The 21,663-nt window shown below is 64.0% G+C and carries 19 protein-coding genes; 13 read left to right on the top strand and 6 right to left on the bottom strand.

The window, feature by feature from the left end:
- Positions 1–46: 46 nt before the first annotated feature.
- Both E2K99_RS19185 and E2K99_RS19180 read left to right on the top strand, forming a co-directional pair.
- Positions 47–1,627, top strand: a complete 1,581-nt coding sequence (locus E2K99_RS19185; protein ID WP_134224171.1) for a methyl-accepting chemotaxis protein — start codon at positions 47–49, stop codon at positions 1,625–1,627.
- 307 nt (positions 1,628–1,934) lie between these two features.
- Positions 1,935–2,894: a DMT family transporter gene (locus E2K99_RS19180; protein ID WP_134223233.1), complete on the top strand. Its 960-nt coding sequence runs from the start codon at positions 1,935–1,937 to the stop codon at positions 2,892–2,894.
- Positions 2,895–2,903: 9 nt separating this feature from the next.
- Here E2K99_RS19180 and E2K99_RS19175 read toward each other — a convergent pair whose 3' ends face one another.
- Positions 2,904–3,809: a LysR family transcriptional regulator gene (locus E2K99_RS19175; protein ID WP_034330560.1), complete on the bottom strand. Its 906-nt coding sequence runs from the start codon at positions 3,807–3,809 to the stop codon at positions 2,904–2,906.
- A gap of 206 nt (positions 3,810–4,015) precedes the next feature.
- On the opposite strand from E2K99_RS19175, the gene nfsB reads away from it, so the two are divergent.
- Complete coding sequence (gene nfsB, locus E2K99_RS19170; protein WP_134223232.1) at positions 4,016–4,669, top strand: oxygen-insensitive NAD(P)H nitroreductase; 654 nt, start codon at positions 4,016–4,018, stop codon at positions 4,667–4,669.
- A 21-nt stretch (positions 4,670–4,690) separates the two neighbouring features.
- Here the strand turns inward: nfsB and E2K99_RS19165 are convergent, their stop codons facing one another.
- Together E2K99_RS19165 and E2K99_RS19160 are read right to left on the bottom strand one after the other, a co-directional pair.
- A complete protein-coding gene (locus E2K99_RS19165; protein WP_134223231.1) occupies positions 4,691–5,503 on the bottom strand; it encodes an IclR family transcriptional regulator domain-containing protein in 813 nt (270 codons plus the stop codon).
- A gap of 25 nt (positions 5,504–5,528) precedes the next feature.
- Positions 5,529–6,311 (bottom strand): IclR family transcriptional regulator domain-containing protein, encoded by a 783-nt coding sequence (locus E2K99_RS19160; RefSeq protein WP_039787035.1) that lies wholly within the window; start codon positions 6,309–6,311, stop codon positions 5,529–5,531.
- A 129-nt stretch (positions 6,312–6,440) separates the two neighbouring features.
- Here E2K99_RS19160 and E2K99_RS19155 point away from each other — a divergent pair, with 129 nt between their 5' ends.
- The 5 genes from E2K99_RS19155 to E2K99_RS19135 all read left to right on the top strand — a co-directional run bounded on the left by E2K99_RS19155 (position 6,441) and on the right by E2K99_RS19135 (position 12,057).
- Positions 6,441–7,322: a 4-hydroxyphenylpyruvate dioxygenase gene (locus E2K99_RS19155; protein WP_088755638.1), complete on the top strand. Its 882-nt coding sequence runs from the start codon at positions 6,441–6,443 to the stop codon at positions 7,320–7,322.
- A 4-nt stretch (positions 7,323–7,326) separates the two neighbouring features.
- Positions 7,327–8,172: a shikimate dehydrogenase family protein gene (locus E2K99_RS19150; protein WP_134223230.1), complete on the top strand. Its 846-nt coding sequence runs from the start codon at positions 7,327–7,329 to the stop codon at positions 8,170–8,172.
- Entirely contained in the window at positions 8,169–9,041 is an 873-nt protein-coding gene (locus tag E2K99_RS19145) for a sugar phosphate isomerase/epimerase family protein (RefSeq protein WP_034330567.1), read from the top strand. The genes E2K99_RS19150 and E2K99_RS19145 overlap by 4 nt, the downstream gene beginning before the upstream one ends.
- 370 nt (positions 9,042–9,411) lie before the next feature.
- The gene (locus tag E2K99_RS19140) at positions 9,412–10,572 is read left to right on the top strand and encodes a porin (protein ID WP_121043686.1); all 1,161 of its coding nucleotides are present in this window, start codon (positions 9,412–9,414) and stop codon (positions 10,570–10,572) included.
- 87 nt (positions 10,573–10,659) lie between these two features.
- Positions 10,660–12,057 carry an MFS transporter gene (locus E2K99_RS19135; RefSeq protein WP_134223229.1) on the top strand — a complete coding sequence of 466 codons (1,398 nt, stop codon included), beginning with the start codon at positions 10,660–10,662 and terminating at the stop codon, positions 12,055–12,057.
- Between the two features lie 81 nt (positions 12,058–12,138).
- On the opposite strand, the gene E2K99_RS19130 is transcribed toward E2K99_RS19135, so the two are convergent.
- The 3 genes from E2K99_RS19130 to E2K99_RS19120 are packed head-to-tail and all read right to left on the bottom strand — an operon-like array spanning position 12,139 to position 15,803.
- Positions 12,139–13,632, bottom strand: coding sequence for a cytochrome c (locus E2K99_RS19130; RefSeq protein ID WP_134223228.1), 1,494 nt, complete (start codon positions 13,630–13,632; stop codon positions 12,139–12,141).
- An 8-nt stretch (positions 13,633–13,640) separates the two neighbouring features.
- Positions 13,641–15,272 carry a GMC family oxidoreductase gene (locus E2K99_RS19125; protein ID WP_134223227.1) on the bottom strand — a complete coding sequence of 544 codons (1,632 nt, stop codon included), beginning with the start codon at positions 15,270–15,272 and terminating at the stop codon, positions 13,641–13,643.
- A 27-nt stretch (positions 15,273–15,299) separates the two neighbouring features.
- Complete coding sequence (locus E2K99_RS19120; protein WP_240733762.1) at positions 15,300–15,803, bottom strand: sorbitol dehydrogenase family protein; 504 nt, start codon at positions 15,801–15,803, stop codon at positions 15,300–15,302.
- Positions 15,804–16,258: 455 nt separating this feature from the next.
- On the opposite strand from E2K99_RS19120, the gene E2K99_RS19115 reads away from it, so the two are divergent.
- From E2K99_RS19115 to E2K99_RS19095, 5 genes are all read left to right on the top strand, one after another.
- Entirely contained in the window at positions 16,259–17,809 is a 1,551-nt protein-coding gene (locus tag E2K99_RS19115) for a methyl-accepting chemotaxis protein (protein WP_134223225.1), read from the top strand.
- A gap of 253 nt (positions 17,810–18,062) precedes the next feature.
- The gene (locus E2K99_RS19110) at positions 18,063–19,538 is read left to right on the top strand and encodes a DUF7125 family protein (RefSeq protein WP_134223224.1); all 1,476 of its coding nucleotides are present in this window, start codon (positions 18,063–18,065) and stop codon (positions 19,536–19,538) included.
- Between the two features lie 2 nt (positions 19,539–19,540).
- Positions 19,541–19,936 (top strand): response regulator, encoded by a 396-nt coding sequence (locus tag E2K99_RS19105; protein WP_134136627.1) that lies wholly within the window; start codon positions 19,541–19,543, stop codon positions 19,934–19,936.
- 248 nt (positions 19,937–20,184) lie between these two features.
- Positions 20,185–20,598, top strand: a complete 414-nt coding sequence (locus tag E2K99_RS19100; RefSeq protein WP_232729682.1) for a response regulator — start codon at positions 20,185–20,187, stop codon at positions 20,596–20,598.
- 166 nt (positions 20,599–20,764) lie between these two features.
- The gene (locus tag E2K99_RS19095) at positions 20,765–21,475 is read left to right on the top strand and encodes a response regulator transcription factor (RefSeq protein ID WP_034331370.1); all 711 of its coding nucleotides are present in this window, start codon (positions 20,765–20,767) and stop codon (positions 21,473–21,475) included.
- Positions 21,476–21,663 lie beyond the last annotated feature (188 nt).

Raw genomic sequence — 21,663 nt, 5'->3', positions numbered from 1 at the left:
CGTTCCGTTCGACATTTCCGACAACGACCACGCCTCCACGCCCATGATGAATCGACTCTCGCTGAAGAAAAAACTCTGGCTACCCCTGGTGTTTTCCTGGATAGCCTTGCTGTTCCTCTCCGTCTGGCACGCCTACCAGACCCGTGACCTGCAGATCGCCGAACGCCAGCGCGGCCTGGAGGACGTGACCGAAATGGCCTATACCACCGTGGCCGGCTTCGCCAAGCTGGAGGCCGACGGCAAGCTCTCCCGCGCCGAGGCGCAGCAAGGCGCCATCGCCCGCGTGCGCGACCAGCGCTATACCGGCGACGGCTACGCCACCCTGGTGGGTGCGGACTCCACCATCGTCATGCATCCCATCAACACCAAGCTCGATGGCCGCAACATGCTCTCCTTCAAGGATGCCAAGGGCAACGAGCTCTACAAGATGATCGCCGCAGCCGGCGCCTCGCCGGCCGGCAAGGGTTTCCTCGAATACTGGTGGCCGCGCCCCGGCAGCGACAAGCCGAGTCCCAAGATGGGATTCGTCAAGCGTTTCAAGCCCTGGAATTGGGACCTGATCTGCAGCGTCTATTCCGATGACATCGAGGCCGACTTCCGCCGCGCCCTGGTACAGGCCGTAGTGGTACTGGTGGCCTTGGGCGTGCTGCTGTCCATCATCGCCGGACTGGTCTCGCGCAACATCTTCCGCTCCATCGGCGGCGAGCCCGCCGAAGCCGCCGAGATGGCACGCAAGATCGCCGGCGGCGACCTCACCGGCACCATCCGCACCAGCGGCGGCGACCAGCACAGCCTGGTGGCGGCCGTGGCCTACACGCGTGACCGCCTGGTCGATACCGTGCAGGGCATCCAGGGCGCGACCACCTCCATCAAGACCTCGGTCGATGAAATCGCCAACGGCAACATGGACCTCTCCAACCGCACCGAGCAGCAGGCCGGTTCGCTGGAGGAGACTGCCTCCGCGATGGAAGAACTGACCTCCACCGTCAAGCAGAACGCCGCCAATGCCCAGCACGCCAACGAGCTGGCCTCGGGGGCTGCCAAGGTGGCGATCCAGGGCGGCGAAGTGGTGGGGCAGGTGGTGCAGACCATGGCCTCCATCAATGCCTCCTCGCGCAAGATCGTGGACATCATCAGCGTCATCGACGGCATCGCCTTCCAGACCAATATCCTGGCCCTGAATGCCGCCGTGGAAGCGGCGCGCGCGGGTGAGCAGGGGCGCGGCTTTGCCGTCGTCGCTTCCGAAGTGCGCTCGCTGGCCCAGCGTTCGGCCGCTGCCGCCAAGGAGATCAAGCAGCTGATCGATGACTCGGTCGGCAAGGTCGATGCCGGTACCCACCTGGTGCAGCAGGCCGGGCAGACCATGCAGGAAGTGGTGGCCAGCATCCAGGGCGTCTCCACGGTCGTCAGCGAGATCGCCACCGCCAGCCACGAGCAGAGCGCCGGCATCGAACAGGTCGGTGAAGCCATCACCCAGATGGATGAAACCACCCAGCAGAATGCCGCCCTGGTGGAACAGGCCGCCGCCGCCGCGCAGTCGCTGCAGGAGCAGGCCGACAAGCTGGTCAATCTGGTCGGCGTCTTCACCCTGGATCGACAGGGGCAGGGGGGCTTGGCCGTGCGCTGAGGCTTGGCGGCCGCCTGGCCGCTTTTTCCTTCACATCGACCAAAAGCGGGGCGGTTGCTGCGGGACGGCAGGCCGCCCTTTTTACATGGGGCGCTCGCCGGCCCGCAGTGGTGCATGCTGCACCAAATGCGTTATCGCGGATAAATAATTTTCGAAAACACGATTTGGCAGCAGGAAGTGCTGCCAGGAGCGTTTCCTGCCATCAAATACGGCAGCACTATTGGCCGCCTCTTCTCTACCATGGGAGCCGTTTGGATGCGCTGCAGCATGCCTGCTGCAACGCGCCGTTTCCCCTCTGGAGCCCCTGATGTCCACCGCCATTGCCGCACCCGCCCGATCCGCCAGCCCCGCTTCCTCCCGGCCGCAGCCGATGAGCCGGCTGTTCCTGGTGTGCGTGGTGGTGGCGATCTGCATCTGGGGCGGCAACTGGCCGGTGATGAAGTTCGGCAGCCAGTTCATCCCGCCGCTGTGGTTTGCGGCCAGCCGTTTCCTGTCGGCGGCCATCCTCAGTTTCATCATCGCCGCAGCCCTCGGCAAGCTGCGCCTGCCCACCCGCCAGGAGTGGCCGGTGGTGGCCGGGGTGGGCGTGCTGCAGATGGGCCTGTTCACGGCGCTGGTGACCGGCGCGCTGCACTTCGTCATGCCGGGCCGCGCTTCGCTGATCGCCTATGCCACCTCGATCTGGGTGGTGCCGGGCGCAGCCCTGGTGTTGAAGCACAAGCTGAGCACCCAGCAATCGCTGGCCACCGTCTGCAGCTATGCGGGCATGGCCGTGATCGTGCTGCCGGCACTGCTGCATGCGGACATGCACAGCATGATCGGCTACCTGATGCTGGGCGCGGCGTCGCTGTCCTGGGCCATGAACATCCTGCAGATCAAGATGACGCCGGGCGTGAAGCTGGACTTCGACCTGCTGCCCTGGCAGACCCTGGTGGCCGCGGTGCCGCTGTGCGTGCTGGCCTTGCTGGTGGACGGTGCGCCGACCTTCCTGGCCGATCCGCACTCCTGGGGCGTGATTGCCTACACCGGTCCGCTGGCCACTGCGCTGACCTTCCTGATCGTGCTGCAGATGACCCAGCGCCTCTCGCCGGTGACGGTGTCGGTGTGCATGCTGGGGGTGCCGGTGGTGGGACTGACACTGTCCTCGCTGATCTTCGGCGAGACGCTCTCGGCGGACCTGCTGCTGGGCATGGGCCTGCTGTGCCTGGGCCTGGTGTTGCCGGCGCTGCCGTCGCTGGGTTTGCGCCGTGCCCTGAGCAAGGCCTGATTTTTCGGACTAGCGATCAGTGAGATAACGCGCAACGCGCTCACCGAGCAATTCGCGCAGGGCACGCACGGTGGGCGAGAGGCTCATCCGGTGCGTGCACACCAGATTCAGCGGCGAGGCCTCGCCCTGGTAATCCTCCATCAACGCTTCCAGTTTTCCGTTGCGCAGGTCGGCCAGCACGTCCAGCCGCGACTTGTAGGCAATGCCCCGGCCCTCCACGGCCCAGCGGTGTACCAGTTCGCCATCGTCGCAGACGCGGTCGCCGCTGACCTGCACTTGTACCGGCGTACCGTCCTTGAAGAAGGTCCATTGCGAATGCAGCATGTCCGACAGCAGATAGCGCAGGCAATTGTGCTGGCGCAGGTCGGCCGGCGTGCGCGGGCGGCCGTGGCGAGCCAGGTAATCGGGCGAGGCGCACAGCACGCGGCGGTTGTCCGGGGCCAGGGGCAGGGCCACCAGGCTGGAATCTTCGGGCGGACTGTAGCGGATCGCCACCTCCACCGGCTGGCGGAACATGTCAGCCACGCGGTCGCTGATGCGTACCTGCAGGCTCACTGCCGGATGCTGGGCGAGGAATTCATCGAGCCACTGGCACATCAGGTTGCGCCCGAGATCGGAGGGCACCGACAGTGACAGGTTGCCGCCGACCACGCGCCGGCCATGGGCCACGGCATCGCGTCCGGCATTGACTTCGGCCAGCACGTTGCGGGCGTATTGCAGGTAGCGTTCGCCGTCGGGTGTCAGGCGCAGGCTGCGGGTGGAGCGCGCCAGCAGGCGTGCGCCAAGTTCGCCTTCGAGGCGTTTCATGGCGGCACTGGCCACGGCCGGGGTGACATCGTGTTGACGGGCGGCAGCGGAGAGGCTGCCGTTGTCGGCGGCACAGACGAAGATGGCAAGGTCTTCCAGGCGGATCATGAGCGGGAACGATGAAGAAGACGAATCAAAGCGCTCATTCTACTTTCAATTTATTTTTGAAAATGTTTCTGCCACGCTCCGCTTTTTTGAAACCGCATCCTGCCCGATGATGTCATTCAAGCCGCAGTCGATCATTGATGCGCATTTCAGAGCATTAAGCAAAATTGAATGCTCAACGCCAACACCATTAAACGCAAGGAACCCCCATGAGCCTGCTCCACGCCGCCCGCAAACGCCACTCTACCAAGGCCTTCGATCCCAGCCGCAAGGTCCCCGAGAACATCATCGCCGAACTGCGCGAGCTGCTGCGCCTGGCCCCGTCCTCGGTGAATTCGCAGCCCTGGCATTTCGTGGTGGCTTCCAGCGAGGCCGCCAAGGCCCGCATCGGCAAGGCTGCCGAAGCCGGTTATCCCTACAACCTGCCCAAGATCCTGAATGCCTCGCACGTGCTGGTGCTGTGCGCCCGCACCGGCATCAGCGAACCGCACCTGGAAACCCTGCTGGAAAAGGAAGAAGCCGACGGCCGTTTCGTCAACGCCGAGGCCAAGGCCGGCCAGCGCGGCTCGCGCCTGCTCTACAGCAACCTGCATCGCTATGAACTGAAGGATGCCCAGCACTGGATGGAAAAGCAGGTCTACCTGGCCCTGGGCACGCTGCTGCTGGGCGCGGCCGAACTGGAAGTGGATGCGGTGCCGATGGAAGGTTTCAATGCCAAGGTGCTGGACGAAGAACTGGGCCTGCGCGAAAAGGGTTTCACCAGCGTGGTGCTGGTGAGTCTGGGCTACAGCGGTGCCGATGACTTCAACGCCAAGCTGCCGAAGTCGCGCCTGGCGGCCGAGACCGTCTTCACCGACCTGTAATCGGCAGCACGCGCTGGTCCCTCACACTTGATGGATCAGCGCATTGGCTGCCTGCTGCAAAGCGGGCAGCACGCGCGCCAGTGTTTGTTCCTGCGATTCCACTGCCAGCGGAAAACTGAGACTGAGCGCACCCACCACCTTGGCATGCCGATTCTTGAGCGGCACCGCAATGCCACGCACACCGGTCTGCAATTGCTGCTCCACCAGCGCATAACCCTGCTGGCGCGCCTGTGCGATCAATTCGTAGAGGCGATCCGGATCGGTGATGGTGTGGGGCGTGAAGGGCGTCATGGCACAGGTGGCCAGCCACTCGCGCACCTGCTGCTCGGGCAGCGCGCCCAGCATCACGATGCCGGGTGAAGCCAGTTGCGCCGGCACCCGTGCGCCCAGCACGAAGCCGGTGGTCATTACGCGTGAAGTACCATTGCGCGCGATGAAGACCAGGTCCCAGCCATCGAGCACGCTGGCATAGACGGCCTCGCCGGTCTGACCGGTGATGTGCTGCAGGTGCGGCTGCAGGATGCGCGGCAGCGGTGCCGAATCGAAATACGCCCAGCCCACTTTCAGCACCCTGGGCGTCAGGGCGAAGGTCTTGCCTTCGCTGTGCAGGTAGCCCAGGTGTTCCAGCGTGAGCAGGTAGCGCCGCGCGGCCGTGCGCGAAAGCCCGGTGCGGGCGGCCACTTGCGCCGAGGTCATGCGCTGGTTGTCGTAGTCGAAGGCTTCCAGGATCAGCAAGCCCTTTTCCAGTCCGGCGATCCAGTCGCGCCGGGCCAGGCCGCCTTCGCCGGCCTCGCTGCCATCTTCCGGCGCGTCGATTTTCTCCACATCGCTCATCGCGCATTCCTCTTGTGCATGGTCCTCATACCCACATCATCAGCGTGTTGGCCGTGGTCTGCAGGGCCGGGACGCCGCGCGCGATGGCGTCCTCGCGCGAGCAGGCGGCGATGTTGGAGGTCACGCTCAGGGCGCCGATGACGCGGCCATTGCGGTTCTTCACCGGAATGGCGATGCCGCGCATGCCCATCTCGAACTGGTTCTCGGTAATGCCGTAACCCTGCTTGCGCATGGTGACGATCTCGGCAAAGAGCGCGGCCTTGTCGGTCATGGCCATGTGGGTGTGCGGGATCAGGGTCACGCGGTCGAGATAGGCGGTGATCTCGGCATCCTCGCGCATGCCCAGCAGCACCCGGCCGGCCGTGGTGGTGTAGGCCGGCAGGCGCGTGCCCGGTTCGAAACCGGCATTGACCAGCTGCGCGGCCGTGACGCGGGTGACGTAGACGATCTCGTCGCCATCGAGCAGCGAGAAGTTGGTGGACTCCTGCAGCTGCTGAGTCAGTCGCTGCAGGAAGGGCACCACCGCGCGCGGCACGCGGGCCGATTCCAGATAGGACTGGCCCAGGTTCAACAGGCGCGGCATGAGCCAGAACTTCTTGCCGTCCGAGGCCGCCATGCCGGTATGTACCAGGGTCAGGAGATAGCGGCGCGCAGCGCTGCGGGTCAGGCCCACGCGCTCGGCCACTTCGCTGGCGGTCAGCTGCGGCGACTCGCTGGTGAAGGCGGTGATGACGTCAAAACCCTTCATCAATCCTTCGATCAGGTCTCGCTTCTGGATGTCCAGTTCTACCGAGTTTTGGTCGATCATCGTAAAAAAAGTCCAGAAATGAGTGATTGGCGAACAAGTTGCGCGATTATCGCACGGTTTGATTCATGTCGGCCTTTTTGCAGGGGGTGGGCTTGGCTATACTCGGCTCCGAGACAAATCATCGGGATCATGATGAACACCATAGAAAACAATCCTGTCCCCACCAATCCGCTGGGCATCGATGGCATCGAGTTCATCGAATACGCCACCACCGAGCCGCTGGCGCTGGGTGCCGTGCTGGAGCGCATGGGCTTCGAACAGGTCGGCCGCCATCGCTCGCGCGAAGTGGTGCTCTACACGCAAGGCGAGATGAACGTGATCGTCAACGCCGACGTGTCGGCCTGGTCCGGTTTCGACCATGAGGTGCAGGCCACCAACCTGAGCGCCATCGCGCTGCGGGTGCGCGATGCCAACGAGGCCTATCGCCGCGTCACCGAACTGGGCGCCTGGCCGATTCCCACCCGCGCCGGGGCGATGGAACTGAACATCCCGGGCGTGCATGGCTGTGGCGACTCCATCATCTACTTCGTCGACCGCTATCGCGACTTCTCCATCTACGACGTCGACTTCAAGCCCTCCAGCCAGGAGCGGCGCAAGACCACGGCGCTGTCGGGCATGCATTTCTTCGGCCTGGTGCAGGCCGTGGGGCCGGAGCGCACGCGTGAATGGATCGACTTCTATTCGTCATTGATGGGATTTTCGGTGCTGCCCGAGGGACAGTTCTTCGGCATCCTGCCCAAGGGCAACCTGCTGGCCAGCCCCTGCCGCCAGTTCTACATCCAGCTGGTGGAACCCCCGGAAGGCACGGAAGACATCCAGTGGGAAGAAGAGTGGCTGCGCCTTGGCCTGGGCACGCCCGACGTGCTGCAGGCGGTGCGGCAATTGCAGGAGCGCGGCGTGATCTTCGTCGACCGCGCGCCTACCCAGATCAGCGAGCGCGGTGCGCTCACCCAGCTTTACAAGGGCGGCGTCAGTTTTGAACTGGTCCGCAGCCAGAAAGACAAGAACTGAGACCATGAAGGAAATCACAGGCACTACCCGCATCTTCCCCGTCATCGGCTGGCCGGTGGAACAGGTGAAGGCACCGACTCTGTTCAACGCGTATTTCAAGCGCCACGGGCTGGATGCGCGCGTGATCCCGTTCAAGATCGAACCGGAGCGCTACTGCGAGGCCGTGCGCATGTTCATGAAGACGGAAAACGTGGGCGGCATCTTCGTCTCCATTCCGCACAAGCCCATGACCCTGGAGGCGGTCGAACAGGCCACCCTGCGCGCCCGTGTCGCCGGTGCCTGCAATGCGGTCTATCGCGATGCCGAGGGCGTGGTCTGGGGCGACCTGATCGATGGCGAAGGTTTCATCCGCGCACTGGCGCGTACCGCCGCCGACCGTCCGCTGGTGTGGAACAAGACGCGCGCCCTGGTGGTCGGCACCGGCGGCGTCGGTTGCGCCATCGTCGCCTCGCTGGCCGCGCAGGGCATCGCCGAGATCAGCGTCTTCGATACCAATCGCGCCGGGGCCGAAGCCTTGCTGGCGCGCGTGGAAGCCGCCTATCCGGCGACCCGCGTGCGCTTTGCGCAGCCCGACGCCAGCGGTGTCGACCTGCTGGTGAACTGCACGCCACTGGGCATGCACGTGGGCGACCCGATGCCCTTCGCGCTGGAAGGTGTGAGTGCGGAGGCCATCGTCGCCGACTGCGGCATGAAGATCGAGATGAGCCAGTTGCTGGTGCAGGCGCAGGCCAAGGGCTGCCGCATCCAGAAAGGCAAGGAAATGCTCATCGAGCAGGCACCGCTGTATCTCGAACTGTTCGGCTGGCCGGGCGTGGCCGCGGACGACTTCCGTCATCTGGAGGCATTGTGAACCTCGACAATTTCGGCATGGATACCATCACCCTGCCGGGTGGGCTGGAATCCAAACTGGCCGCGTCCAAGGCGGCCGGTTTCTCGCAGCTCATGCTGTGGTCCAAGGATCTGGTCGGCTATCCCGGCGGGCTGGAGGCGGCCGTCAAGCTGGTGCGCGAAAGCGGCGTGCGCGTCACCGGCATCCAGGTCATGCGCGATTACGAAGGCCTGCAGGGCAGCCTGCACGACTACAAGGTGGACGTGGCCCGCAACCTGCTGCAGATCTGCAAGGCGGTCGGTGCGCCGCTGCTGATGGTGTGCTCCTCGACCTCGCAACACGCCAGCGGTGACACCCGCCACATCGCGCGCGACCTGGCCAAGCTGGCCAACCTGGCGGTGCCGCTGGGCATCCGCGTGGGCTTCGAGGCCTTGTCCTGGGGACGTCACATCAATCAGTACATGCAGGCCTGGGAAGTGGTGGAGATGGCCGATCACGCCAATCTCGGCGTGGTCATCGATTCCTTCCACATCCTCGCCAATCGCGGCGCGCTGGAAGACCTGGATGCCATTCCCGGCCGCCGCATCGTGATGGTCCAGTTGTCCGATTTCATGTGGCGCGAGATCCGCACGCCGGAAGAACGGCTGGAGACGGCGCGCCATCTGCGCGTCTTCCCCGGCGAGGGCGAGCATTCGCTGGAGCTCTCCGACATGGTGCGCCGCCTGCATCGCGGCGGTTATCGCGGCGACTACAGCTTCGAAGTGTTCAATGACGATTACCTGCAGATGTCGCCGGCCGTGGTGGCCGAACGCGCGCGCCGCTCGGCCAAGTGGGTGACCGACCAGGTGCTGCGGCGCGGCCTGCGGGTGCGTGAAGCGGTGGCGGCGTAAACGCACAAAGCGATCCTTAACCTGCAGTCAACAATCAGAAATCAGCATCAGCAATCAGCGTCAGCAATCAACATGAGCAGCACCACCGGCTCGCCACAACAAAACCATAGCGAGCGGGTTTGACGATGCGACACCGTCCCTTCTGGGAGCGGGCCGCATGATCACAACAGAGGAGACCCCATGACACCGCAGCGCCCTTCATCCTGATCCACCGGCCCCTTCCCTGAACACGCCAGGGTGCAGCGGGCCCCTCCGTTTCCTCCCGTTCGGAACATGCCGCGCAGCGCGCCGGCAGGGGACGCATTGCGTGTGCCGGGAGTCACGCTCCACCACCATCACCACAACCACAAACACAACAGAGATCCGAGACATGACACCACGATCCACCCGCCCAACAAGCGCACTGCGCACGCCCGTCGCCATGGGCCTGCTGCTGGCCGCCTCCACCACGGCCCTGGCGCAGAGCACCAGCAACGTCACCCTGTATGGCACGGTCGACCAGTACCTGGGCTACATGCACAGCAGCAGCGGCAAGAGCCTGTGGGCGCTCAACGATGGCGCGATCCTGCGCAGCCGCATCGGCCTCAAAGGCTATGAGGATCTGGGCGGCGGCTATGCCGCCACCTTTACGCTGGAAAACGGATTCGCCGGCGACACCGGTGGCCTGGCCGACAGTACACGCCTGTTCGACCGCCAGTCCTGGGTCGGCATCAAGACCCCGGCCGCCGGTGAATTCCGCGTGGGCCGCCAGAACAGCGTGCCCTTCTTCATCGGCGGTGCCATCGACTATACCGAGCGCACCACCTACGGCTCCATCATCAATACCTTCGGCGTGCCGTCGCGCTTCGACAATGACCTGTCGTGGAAGTCGCCGCGCTGGGCCGGTTTCCAGTTCGATATCCACTACGCCATGCCGGAGACCGCAGGCGAGGGACTGGGCCGCCGTGGTGTCTATCAGTTCGGTCTGGATTACACTAACGGCCCGTATCGCGCAGGCTATGCCGGCCTGGTGGCAAAACCCAATGCCGGCGGCCTGTACAGCAATACGGTGCAATACCATAACGTGTATGCCGACTACGACTATGGCCCGGGCAAGATCTACCTGGCCTACGTACGGAGCAACAACACCACCGCCAACGCCAATGGCAACAATGCCGCGACCATCCTCAACAATGTCAGCAATCCCAACAATTTCTTTGCCGGTAACGATCCGAATATCCAGCGCTTCTACAACGTCTACCAGGTCTCGGCGGACTATCGCCTGACCCCGCAGCTGCGCATCGGCGCGCTGTATGGCGTGATGGTCGACACCTCCCACAAGGATGGTGGTGCACAGGGCGGCAACGTGGGCGCCTACTATGACCTCTCCAAGCGCACCACGCTCTATGGATTCGCCAACTACATGAAGAACCAGGCCAATGCCGGCTGGCGCTTCAGCGGCTCGGCCGGACCGGGCAGCAACCTGGCCGGGGCCGACATCAATGGCAAGAGCCTGATCGGACTGCAGATGGGGATCCTGCATCGCTTCTGAGTTCGCCCCGAGCCAGCCATTTCTTAATTTCGGCGGACCGTCATCGCATCAGCATGACGGCCTGCCCGGCAACACCACGGAGACACCATGCAATCCTCTCATTCCAGCGATCACTCGCAGCAGAGCAAGAAGGCCGCCGCCAGCGGCTGGATCGGCTCGGCGCTCGAATACTACGACTTCTTCATCTATGCCACGGCCGCCTCGCTGATCTTCCCGCAGCTGTTCTTCCCCAAGGGCGATCCGACCACCGCCATCATCGCCTCGCTGGCCACCTATGGCGTGGGCTATGTGGCGCGTCCCATCGGTGCCTTCGTGCTGGGCCACCTGGGCGACACCCACGGCCGCAAGAAGGTGCTGCTGTGGTGCATGTTCCTGATGGGTTTTTCCACCATCGGGGTCGGGCTGTTGCCGACCTATGACCAGGTCGGCCTGTGGGCACCTGCACTGCTGGTCATCATGCGCCTGGCCCAGGGCTTTGCCGTGGCCGGTGAAATTTCCGGGGCCAGCTCCATGATCCTGGAGCACTCTCCCTTCGGGCGGCGCGGTTACTACTCCAGCTTTACCCTGCAAGGGGTGCAGGCCGGACAGATCCTGGCGGCCGCGGTGTTCCTGCCGCTGGCGCATTACATGCCGGCCGAACAGTTCAATGTGTGGGGCTGGCGCATTCCCTTCCTGCTGAGTTTCCTGGTCATCATCGCCGGCTGGATCATCCGCCGCACCGTGGATGAGACCCCGCTGTTCAAGGCCGCCGACAAGAATGAACTCAAGCGCCGCTCGCCGGTGGTGGAAGCCTTCCGCGACAGTTCGCCCAACATGCTGCGCGTGGTCTGCATGGCGCTCATGAACGTGATCCCGGTGGTGGCCACCATCTTCGGCGCGGCCTATGCGGTGCAGCCGGCCTATGGCATCGGCTTCGCCAAGGATGTCTACCTGTGGATTCCGGTGGTCGGCAATATCGTGGCGGTGCTGGTGATTCCCTATGTGGGCAAGCTGTCGGATCGCATCGGCCGCCGTCCACCCATCATCGTCGGTTCCTTGCTGGCTGGCCTGTTCGCCTTCGCTTACCTGTATGCGATCAGCATCCGCAACGTCGAACTGGCTTTCGTGATGTCGATCCTGATGTGGGGCGTGGTCTACCAGGGTTACAACGCGGTCTTCCCCAGCTTCTATCCGGAACTGTTCCCGGCCCGTTCGCGCGTCTCGGCCATGGCCATCGCGCAGAACGTGGGCACCGCCATCACGGCCATGCTGCCGGCGCTCTTCACCGCCGTGGCGCCCCCGGGCTCCAACAATATCTGGCTGACCGTGGGCGGCATCGCCTTCGGCATCACCATCGTGTCGGCACTGGCAGCGCTGTCCGCCCGCGAGACCTATCGCATCCCGCTGGAAAAACTGGGCGAGCGTGATGCCCAGCCTATGCCGCTTAACGAGTATGAGCGTCTGCGTGCGCAGGCTGATCTGGAAGGACGTTACGCCAAGTCCTGATCCGGTCTGGCTGTAGAAAAGAAGTAAAAAAAGCGCTGTTCCTTGTTGAGAGGAACAGCGCTTTTTTGTATGGCGCGTAAATTATTTCCAGTCGTGCTCGGGATCGATGCGCTTGCGTCGCAGCAGCATCAGTGCGCCCAGCAACAGCAGCAATACCACCACCACCGCGCCCACGCCCATGCCGATGCGCGCCACCAGCAGCAGCGGCGAACGCGGGCCGCCCTGGCGGATCACGGCCACGTCCTCGGGTTTTACCTTGAGGTCGGGGTTGCCGTAATACTTCAGCAGGTAATTCGACAGCGCTGCCACATCCTCGTTGGAAAGCTTGTTGAGCGCATTGGGCTGGTCGCCGAAGGGTGGCATGAAGACATGGCCACCGTCTTCGGTCTCGCGCTCCACACCATAGAGGATGGTGGCGATCAGGTTGTTGGCATTGACGCCCGCCGTGGCCGAGTTGTGGAACAGCGAAGGATAGTAGCCATCGCGCGTACCTTGTCCGTTGTACCCATGGCAGGAAGCGCAGCTGGCCGAGAACAGGCGCGCACCGCGGATCTCCTCGGGACTGTCGGCGGCCAGCGTGCGGCCGCGGAACTGCGCCAGCGCATTGCCGGCCTTGCCCTGTTCGAAGCGCGTGCCCAACGTGGGCGGCGTCGACGAGTCCGGCCCGATGGCCGGGGTCTCCTTGAGGTAGACGGCGATGGCGCGCAGGTCCTCGTCGGTCAGTTTGGAGAAGCTGTGCGTGATCGCCTCGGCCATGCTGCCGGCGGCCTGGGCACGGCCTTCCACGCGGCCGGTCTTGAGATAGGCGACCAGCTCATCCTGGCTCCAGGTGCCGATGCCGGCCGTGGGATGCGGCGTGATGTTGGGCGCATACCAGGGGCCGACCTGGGCACCGGAGAGCGCGAGATTGGTTTTCTCCTGCATCAGGAAGCCGCGCGGTGTATGACAGCTGCTGCAATGCGCCTGGCCTTCGGCCAGGTAGCGTCCGCGCAGCCATTGCGGGGAACGCTGCGGGGCCGGGGCCAGCGGCTGGTCCTTCAGGAACAGCGCATTCCACACCTTCATCGACGCCCGGACATTCATCGGGAAGGGCAGGGCGGTCTCGCGCGTCGGGGTATCGACCGGTGCCACGCCCTTCATGAAATACGCATACAGGGCATGCACGTCTGCATCGTTCAATGCGGCATACGCGGTGTACGGCATGGCCGGATACAGGTTGGCGCCATCGGCGCGCACGCCGCGCCGCAGGGCGGCGGCGAATTGCGCTTCGCTGTAGTTGCCGATGCCGTGCGACTTGGAGGGCGTGATGTTGGTGGCGATGATCTCACCGACCGGCGAGGCGATGGCCAGGCCACCGGCCATGGGTTTGCCGCGCGGCGCGGTGTGGCAGGCGATGCAGTCGGAGGCCACCGCCAGGTAGCGGCCGCGCTCGATCAGTGCCGCTTCGGGCGAGACGGCCGGGGCCGGTGCTGCGGCGGGCACATCAGGTGGCGCGCTCGCCGGCTCGGGTGTCTGCGCCATTGCAGACGTGGCCAGCAGGGCAGCGGCGAGGGCGAGGAGGTTCAATGGTCGCATGCTCGTCCTCAGGCTTTCTGCAGTTGACGCACGATGGCATCGGCCGCCTTCAGGCCCAGTGCCGCCATGCTCAGGGTGCTGTTGCCGCAGGCCGTGCTGGGCATGGCACCGCCGCCGGGCAGGAACAGGTTGTCGTGATCGTGCGCGCGGCAGTCGGGATCGACCACCGAATTGGCCGCATCCAGTCCCATGATGGTGCCGCCCATGATGTGCTTGCTCTGCGCGAAGGCGGGGCTGACCTTGATGTCGGTAGCGCCCATGGCTTGCGCGATCTTGCGGCCGATGGGCAGCGAATACTGTTCGGCCGACTTGCGGGTGTAGTCGCCCACGTCGTAATGGATGGACGGACGCGGCAGGCCCAGCCAGTCCTTCTTGGCCGAGAGCGTGAGGCGGTTGTCGGCATCGGGCAGCACTTCATGCGCCAGCACGACATCGGCGGTGCAGGCGGTCATGCGGCGGATTTCCTCATCCAGCGCCTGGCCGACCAGTCCCTTCTTCAAGGCGGCGAACGTGACGAAACGATTGCGCGCGAAATTGTTGTAGCGGAAGTAGGCGCCCGCATGTTCGGAACGGAAGCTGCCCTGCGAGGTTTCCATGATGCCGCTGTTGACCACCGGTCCGACACCGGACCAGTAGGGTTCGGACAGCGTGAGCGTCATGGTCAGTTGCGGATGGTCCATCATGTTGCGGCCGACCTGGTCGGAGCTGTTGGCCAGTCCGTGCGGGTTGCGGCTATTGGCCGACATCAGCAGCAGCTTGGGGGTCTCGATGCCGTTGCAGGCCAGCACGAAGATCTTGCCGGTGACGCGATGGCTGACCTTGTTGGCATCGAAGTAGTTGACTGCGTTCACGCGGTTGGCGTCATCGGTCTCGACCCGGTACACCACGGCATCGGTGAGGATGGTGGCACCCTTGGATTCGAGGCGCGCCAGTGCGGTGGCGGCGTCGTACTTGGCACCGACCGGACAGACCGGCACGCAGTTGTTGTTGGCGCAGCAGGCCGGGCGCTCATCGTAGGGCATGCCGCTGTTGCGCGCCTGGGCCGTCGGGATGTTGTGGTAACCCAGTTCCCGGACCACGTCGGTGAAGCGCTGCTCGCCCGGGCTGAAGGGCAGGGCCGGCATGGGGTAGGGCGCCGAGCGTTGCGGCGGCCATTGCAGGGCCGGATCGGACGGACCGCAGATGCCCAGCTTGTGTTCGACGCGGGTGTAATACGGTTCCAGCACGTCGTAGCCGAAGGCCCAGTCGCGGCCCACGCCGTAGAGCGTGTGCAGCTGCATGTCTTCCGGCGTCAGGCGCCAGCAGGTGCCGGCCCAGTGCCAGGTGGAGCCGCCGGCATAGCGGATGAAGGTCTGGGCGTATTTGTCGGGACCGGAGAGTTCCAGGTAGTGGTCGTCCGGATTCTCGCTGGAGGGCATGGGATGCGGTGCCCACGGACGCGGCGGATAGCAGGAGGACGGATCGCCCTTGAGCGCCAGCGGCAGGTTGCGGAAGTTTTCCACCACGTCGGCGCGCGCCACGCGCGGACCGGCTTCCAGCATCAGTACGGGGATGCCGGCATCCAGCAGTTGTTCGGCGATGAGCACGCCCACCACGCCGGTGCCGACGATGACCACCTCGGCCTTGTTGTTGCTGTTCATACGTTGATTTTCCACAGGTTGCAGGGATCAGAAGCGCGGCATGTCGGCCAGCGGCACCGTGACCTGACGCCAGCGGTTGGGACCGCTGATGCCGTAGGAGGGGATGGCGACCACGTCCAGCGTGGTCTGGTAGGTCAGCGCTTCTTCATAGGTGAAGACCGTGGCATTGCGCTTGGGCGAAGAGCAGCCGGTATACCAGGCGAAGATGATCCAGTAGGCCAGCGTCTGCTGCGGGCCGGCGGGGATATCGGCGAAGAAGTCTTCCACCTTGCGGGCCTGCTTCTGTTCGGCGATGACCAGCAACTGGCGCATCAGGGTGTCGAGGTCGGCGTGTTCGCGCGCGGCCACGTCCAGCATGTGCGCGCCCACCGCCGGATTGAGGCGGTGATTGACCAGCAGCGCGGACAGGCGCATGAAGGGGGCCAGTTGCGGGCTGTCAGGCTGCGGGATGGCCCAGGAGGGCAGGCTGGACAAGGCGACGTAGCTGCCCAGCAGGCTCACGCCGGTCAGCAGCAGGCTGCGCCGGGACATGGTGACTTGACGGGGAAATCGGTTCATTGGCGGCGTTGGCATGTGCCTGGTGCGAGGGGGGCCCGAAGGCGGCGGCCTCGATGGCCAGGACGATGCGGTTTGTGGTGGAGGATGCGTGCAGCTGTCTTTCAGCTGTATTGCTGGTGGTTTGCTACTGTATCGGTGCTGTATTGGTGCTTCGTTGCGACTGTATTGCTCACTGATGCCTGACTGTTTGCTGACTGTTTGCTGACGTGATGCTGCAGCATGAACGCTGCGCATGTTAACAGGGTTTGCCCCGGCGTGCAGGAAGGTGTTGCAGCAAGGCATCTGCGCCATAAAAGCGCTTCTCTTCCGGCGATTGGTGCAGGGGAGATTTCGTGATAATCCTTGCGGGGAACGGTACGCCACTCAGAAGAACAACAGGCGCGCCGTTACGACATAGGTAACATTCAATACGATCAGGGGCGGTGACGATGGGGTGGTTCAAGAATCTGAAGATTGCCAGGAAATTGCAGCTGGCGTTTCTGGCAGTGCTGGTGCTGATGGCGGTGCTGGGTATCTTCTCGATCAGCCAGCTGGCCAAGGTCAAGAATGCGTCCTCCGAAATCTCGCGCGACTGGATGCCGGCACAGAAGAAGCTGGGCGACATCAAGCTGTATTTCGTGCGCCTGCGCGGCACCGAATCGCAACTGGCGATCTACGACGGCGATGTCGAGGCGATGAATGGCCTGGTCTCGCGCAGCCAGGCCATCCTGACCGGTCTGGACAAGACCATGAAGGATTACGCCGCCACCCTCGATACCCCGCAGGAGCGCGAGATCTATCCCAAGGTCGCGGCGCAGATTGCGGAATTCCTGGCCGAGCACAAGAAGATCGTGGCCGCCTTCCTGGCCAAGGACAATGCGCAGGGGCGCGATCTCTTTCTCGGCTACTCCAACAAGCTCTATCCGCAGATCCTCGCCGATCTGGAAAAGCTCATCAAGATCAACCAGGAGGGCGGCGATGCCGCCACCGCCGGTGCCGATGACACCTTCAGCCAGTCGCGCGTGGGCGTGCTGGGACTGCTGATCGCGGCCCTGGCCATCGGCATGGGCCTGGCGATCACCATGGGGCGCATCATCGCCGCCCCCTTGCAGGATGCCGTGGGCATCGCCCGCCGCGTGGCCGGGGGTGACCTGGGGGCCGAGATCAGCGTGCACAGCAAGGATGAAACCGGCCAGCTGCTGCAAGCCCTGCAGACCATGAACGAGGGCTTGCGCCAGGTGGTGGGCCAGGTGCGCAATGGCACCGACAGCATCGCCACCGCCTCCACCGAGATCGCCACCGGCAACCTGGACCTGTCGCGCCGTACCGAGCAGCAGGCCACTGCCCTCGAAGAAACCGCGTCGGCCCTCGAAGAACTGACCTCCACCGTCAAGCAGAATACCGACAACGCCCGCCAGGCCAACCAGCTGGCCATGGCCGCCTCGGGCGTGGCCGCGCGTGGCGGCGGCGTGGTGGGCGAGGTGGTGCAGACCATGGAAGCCATCAACGATGCCTCCAACCGCATCGTCGAAATCATCAGCGTGATTGATGGCATTGCCTTCCAGACCAACATCCTGGCCCTGAACGCCGCCGTGGAAGCGGCCCGTGCCGGCGAGCAGGGGCGCGGCTTTGCGGTGGTGGCCTCCGAAGTCCGTTCGCTGGCCCAGCGTTCCGCTTCCGCTGCCAAGGAGATCAAGCAGCTCATTGACGATTCGGTCAGCAAGGTCGGGGCTGGTACCACGCTGGTGCGCCAGGCCGGGTCGACCATGTCGGAAGTGGTGGAGAGCGTCAAGCGCGTGACCGATGTGGTCTCCGAGATCTCGGCGGCCAGTACCGAACAGAGCGTGGGGATCGACGAGATCAACCGCGCCGTGTCGCAGATGGACGAAGTCACGCAACAGAATGCCGCCCTGGTGGAGCAGGCCGCCGCCGCCGCGCAATCCATGCAGGAACAGGCGGCCGGCCTGGCCAATACGGTCAGCGTCTTCAAGCTGCGCTGATTGCCCGCAGTCCGTGGCCGGGCCTGGCTGGCCGGCCACGCGTACGGATGAGCTTGCGGCCAGCCCCCCTACCTCCCGCCGCCTTCCCGGCCCCTGCGGCCTTGCTCGCGCGCCTGCGCGCGGCGCAGGTATTTACCTCCCCAAGGTGCAACTTTTGCGGTGTATGACAACCTTAGTCATACCGTGGGCAATCGTATAATGACGAAAACTCATTAAATCTTTGCACAATAATAAGCACCGAGCCTTCATCCACATGAGCCATCTCCCGCAGTCTCCCTTACCTGCTGCCGCTGCGGCGCTGCGGCCCAGCCGCATTTCGTTGATCAGCACGGGCATTGCCGGTTTCGACGAAATCCTGGGCGGCGGCCTGCCTGCGGGCAGCCTCTATCTGATCCAGGGACTGGCCGGGAGCGGCAAGACCACGCTGGCCTCGCAGGTCGGTTTTGCGCAGGCACGCAGCGGCAACAAGGTGATGCTGCTGACGCTGATCGCCGAATCGCACGCCAAGATGCTCAATCATGTGAGCAATTTTGACTTTTTCGATGAGAGCCTGGTCGGCGACCAGATGCAGATGTTGAGCGGCTACGGTGCGCTGGCCAGCGAAGGCCTGCGCGGCCTGCTGCGCCTGATCAGTGCCGAACTGAATCGCCATCGCCCGGCCATGCTGATCATCGACGGTTTCCGCTCGGTGCGGGATTCCGGTCCGTCGGACCTGAACCTGTCCGAATTCATGCATTCCCTGAATGCGCTGGTGTTCACCATGAATTGCACCACCCTGCTGTTGTCGCCGGTGGAAGGCAACATGCCCGAGTCCGAAAACACCCTGGTCGATGGCGTCATCGAACTGAGCCAGCACGAGTCCGGCATGCAGCTGGAGCGCGAGATCAAGGTCTTCAAGCTGCGCGGAGCCAATCACCTGCTGGGCAAGCACGTCTTCGAGATCAACCAGAGCGGGGTCGAGATCTTCCCCCGCTTCGAAGCCACCGCCACCCGCGCCGGCAAGGTGCCGGGTACCTCGGATCGTTATGTCAGCGTCGGTATCCCGTCCTGGGACAAGTGCATCGGCGGCGGCGTGGTCAGCGGTTCGCTGACCTGTCTGCTGGGCAGCCCCGGCGTGGGCAAGACGCTCATGGGGCTGCACTTCATCGAACAAGGCTTGAAGGACGGCCAGCAATGCCTGATCCTGGGCTTCTACGAATCCCCCGAACGCCTGCTGGCGAAGGCCCGCAAGGCCGGCATGCAGCTTGACGAACATATCGACAGCGGCGCGCTGCAGGTGATGTGGCAGCTGCCGCTGGAAATGCTGTGCGACGACCTCGCCAAGCGCATGCTGGACAACATCGCGCGCCGTGGCGTGACGCGCCTGTTGATCGATGGCGTGGATGGCCTGCGCAGCATCGTGGTGCAGCAGCAGCGCATGCGTCCCTTCCTGGTGGCGCTGACCAATGAACTGCGCGCGCGCGGCGTGACGACTTTCATCACCGAGCAACTGCCGTACTTCCGCGAATCACAGCCCCAGGTCGACCCCAATTCCTCGCAGCTGTACGAAAACATGATGCTGCTGGAATACGTGGTGAAGGACAGCGTCAACCGCCGCCAGATTTCCGTGATGAAACTGCGCGAGAACGGCTACGACGGTGCCAGCCGCCTGATGAACATTTCGGATGCCGGCATCGAGATCGATGGCCTGGTGACCCCACTTGCCGCGCCGGTTGCGGATGGACGTTGACCATGTCCGGAGCGTCACCCCCACAGCAGGCGGCACTGCCCCTGCTCCTGATCGTCGACGATGAGATCGATATCACCGATACCTATGCCATGCTGCTGGAGCTGCATGGCTATCGGGTGGTGACCGCCGTGCACGGGGCTGACGCGCTGGCCAAGGCGCAGCAGGCCTGGCCGGACCTGGTCATCTCGGACTGCATGATGCCGGTGATGAACGGGCTGGAGCTGTGTGCGGCCCTGCGCGCGTTGCCGGGAGGCGCCACGCTGCCCATCATCCTGTGCAGCGGTGCCCCGGAACGTCACGATCTGTCGCAATCCAGTCACAACCTGTTCCTGCGCAAGCCGGTCTTCTTCGAGCAAATGCTGGCCGAAATCCAGCGCCTGCTGACCGCACGCCCCTGATCCTTCCCCCCGTCTGAGTCCGCCAGCAGCCAAGCTCTGCCTTGGCCGGGCGCGGCCTTGCGTCTTGCTTCCCTTCGCTTTTGCCGGCACGCCCCTGGCGGCGTGGCGGCCCCGCCTGTGCCTTGCGTTTGCGCAATGTTGTCCAAGTTTCAGGAATTTCCTGATATCGCGTTTTGTCGCCAACCATCACCATCAGTCACAACAAGTCACCGTGACATCTGGTGCGGGACAGAAGGCAGGAGGAAGACGTGGTGGCAACTATCAGCAAGGCACCGACCGTGATGGTCGTGGAAGATCATCCCGAGTCGCGCGAGATGCTGTGCGGCATCTTGCAGCAGGGCGGACTGCAGGTGGTGGCGGCGGCCGATGGCGTGGATGCCATCGCGCAGATGCAGGAGCAGGCCCCCAGCCTGGTGCTGACCGATCTGCGCATGCCGCGCATGGATGGCATGGAGCTGGCGCGCTACATCAAGTCGCATGAACGTTTTTCCCCGATTCCGGTGGTGCTAATCAGCGCCCACCTGCCGGCGGCCAGTGCGCGCATTCCCACGATCGCCGCTTTCCTGCTCAAACCCTGTTCGGTCGACCACCTGCTCGGGACGGTCACCGGCCTCTTGCGCCAACACGCGCAAAGCCAGGCCCAGTGGAGTTTTCAGGTGTAAGGCATCTGCGAGTTTTTATGATTTTATCCGCAGATATTTTCTGTATAACGTTGTGATTATGGAAAGCATTTCCGCGCTTGCAGCTGGCTCCGGGGTCAGGTTCCGGAGGGGGAGCGGGGATGCTCCGGCAGTCATAAAAACAGGTTTCGTCCGGAACACAAGAGTGATGAAAGTACTTATCGTAGAAAGCGATCTCGACTGGCGTAACACGTTGAGCGCACATGTGGGGGAATTGGGTTACGAGATCTCGGTCTGCTCGGCACTGGGCCAGGCCAGGGACATCCTCAAGAGTCGTCAGCCCGACATCCTGTTATCCGACATCGGCTTGCCAGACGGCAGCCTGCTGCCCGAACTGGCATCGTTGCGGCAGAATTTCCCGTCCATGGGCATCATCATCCTGACCGCTGCTACCCGCAGCGAGGAACGGGTGCGCTGCATGAGCGACGGGGCCGATTATTACCTGGTCAAGCCGGTCAAGCTGGAAGAAGTCTCGGCCACGCTGACGGCCCTGGCGCGCCGCATGAAGACCGCGCCGCACCAGAGTTCGCCGCAGTCGGAGAAATGGGCCTTCAACCGCCGCTCGGGACGCCTCTCCAGCAATGGCTCGGTGGCACTGCAATTCACCGACAAGGAAAGCACGGCCCTGGCGGCGTTGCTGCAAAGCCCCAACTATCCGGTCTCGCACGCGCAATTGTTCGACCTGCTGCGTTCCGGCGGCGAGGAATACGATGCGCATCGCATCGATGCCCTGATCTACCGCGTGCGCCAGAAATTGCGCTCGCTGGAGGAAGCGCCCATGCAAATCCGCAACATCTATGGCGAAGGCTTCCTGATGCTGCGCCGGTCCTCGGCGGTCGATATCGTGCTGGAATCCTGAGGCTGCGCCGCTGCTGCCGGCTCGCATGTGCGGGGGCGGGGGGCGCTCCCGGATTTTGGTCAGTTGCTTCACATTGTCATGAAGCTCGCTTTGCAGCAAAGGCTGCCTGGCGGGCTTCTTTGCTTTTCCAGGTCAGGAAACTTCATCTCGGCCCGGAATCGGCAGGGATGCTGCCAGCGCCTGCCCGG

It is taken from the genome of Herbaspirillum huttiense (assembly GCF_004367745.1).
Taxonomy (GTDB): domain Bacteria; phylum Pseudomonadota; class Gammaproteobacteria; order Burkholderiales; family Burkholderiaceae_D; genus Herbaspirillum; species Herbaspirillum huttiense.
This window is presented reverse-complemented; position numbering and strand designations above follow the sequence as displayed.

Excerpts from the sequence above, each read along its gene's own strand:
- E2K99_RS19185 (WP_134224171.1), top strand. The coding sequence starts at position 47 with ATGAATCGACTCTCGCTGAAGAAAAAACTCTGGCTACCCCTGGTGTTT.
- E2K99_RS19180 (WP_134223233.1), top strand. The coding sequence starts at position 1,935 with ATGTCCACCGCCATTGCCGCACCCGCCCGATCCGCCAGCCCCGCTTCC.
- E2K99_RS19175 (WP_034330560.1), bottom strand. The coding sequence starts at position 3,809 with ATGATCCGCCTGGAAGACCTTGCCATCTTCGTCTGTGCCGCCGACAAC.
- nfsB (WP_134223232.1), top strand. The coding sequence starts at position 4,016 with ATGAGCCTGCTCCACGCCGCCCGCAAACGCCACTCTACCAAGGCCTTC.
- E2K99_RS19165 (WP_134223231.1), bottom strand. The coding sequence starts at position 5,503 with ATGAGCGATGTGGAGAAAATCGACGCGCCGGAAGATGGCAGCGAGGCC.
- E2K99_RS19160 (WP_039787035.1), bottom strand. The coding sequence starts at position 6,311 with ATGATCGACCAAAACTCGGTAGAACTGGACATCCAGAAGCGAGACCTG.
- E2K99_RS19155 (WP_088755638.1), top strand. The coding sequence starts at position 6,441 with ATGATGAACACCATAGAAAACAATCCTGTCCCCACCAATCCGCTGGGC.
- E2K99_RS19150 (WP_134223230.1), top strand. The coding sequence starts at position 7,327 with ATGAAGGAAATCACAGGCACTACCCGCATCTTCCCCGTCATCGGCTGG.
- E2K99_RS19140 (WP_121043686.1), top strand. The coding sequence starts at position 9,412 with ATGACACCACGATCCACCCGCCCAACAAGCGCACTGCGCACGCCCGTC.
- E2K99_RS19135 (WP_134223229.1), top strand. The coding sequence starts at position 10,660 with ATGCAATCCTCTCATTCCAGCGATCACTCGCAGCAGAGCAAGAAGGCC.
- E2K99_RS19130 (WP_134223228.1), bottom strand. The coding sequence starts at position 13,632 with ATGCGACCATTGAACCTCCTCGCCCTCGCCGCTGCCCTGCTGGCCACG.
- E2K99_RS19125 (WP_134223227.1), bottom strand. The coding sequence starts at position 15,272 with ATGAACAGCAACAACAAGGCCGAGGTGGTCATCGTCGGCACCGGCGTG.
- E2K99_RS19120 (WP_240733762.1), bottom strand. The coding sequence starts at position 15,803 with ATGTCCCGGCGCAGCCTGCTGCTGACCGGCGTGAGCCTGCTGGGCAGC.
- E2K99_RS19115 (WP_134223225.1), top strand. The coding sequence starts at position 16,259 with ATGGGGTGGTTCAAGAATCTGAAGATTGCCAGGAAATTGCAGCTGGCG.
- E2K99_RS19110 (WP_134223224.1), top strand. The coding sequence starts at position 18,063 with ATGAGCCATCTCCCGCAGTCTCCCTTACCTGCTGCCGCTGCGGCGCTG.
- E2K99_RS19105 (WP_134136627.1), top strand. The coding sequence starts at position 19,541 with ATGTCCGGAGCGTCACCCCCACAGCAGGCGGCACTGCCCCTGCTCCTG.
- E2K99_RS19095 (WP_034331370.1), top strand. The coding sequence starts at position 20,765 with ATGAAAGTACTTATCGTAGAAAGCGATCTCGACTGGCGTAACACGTTG.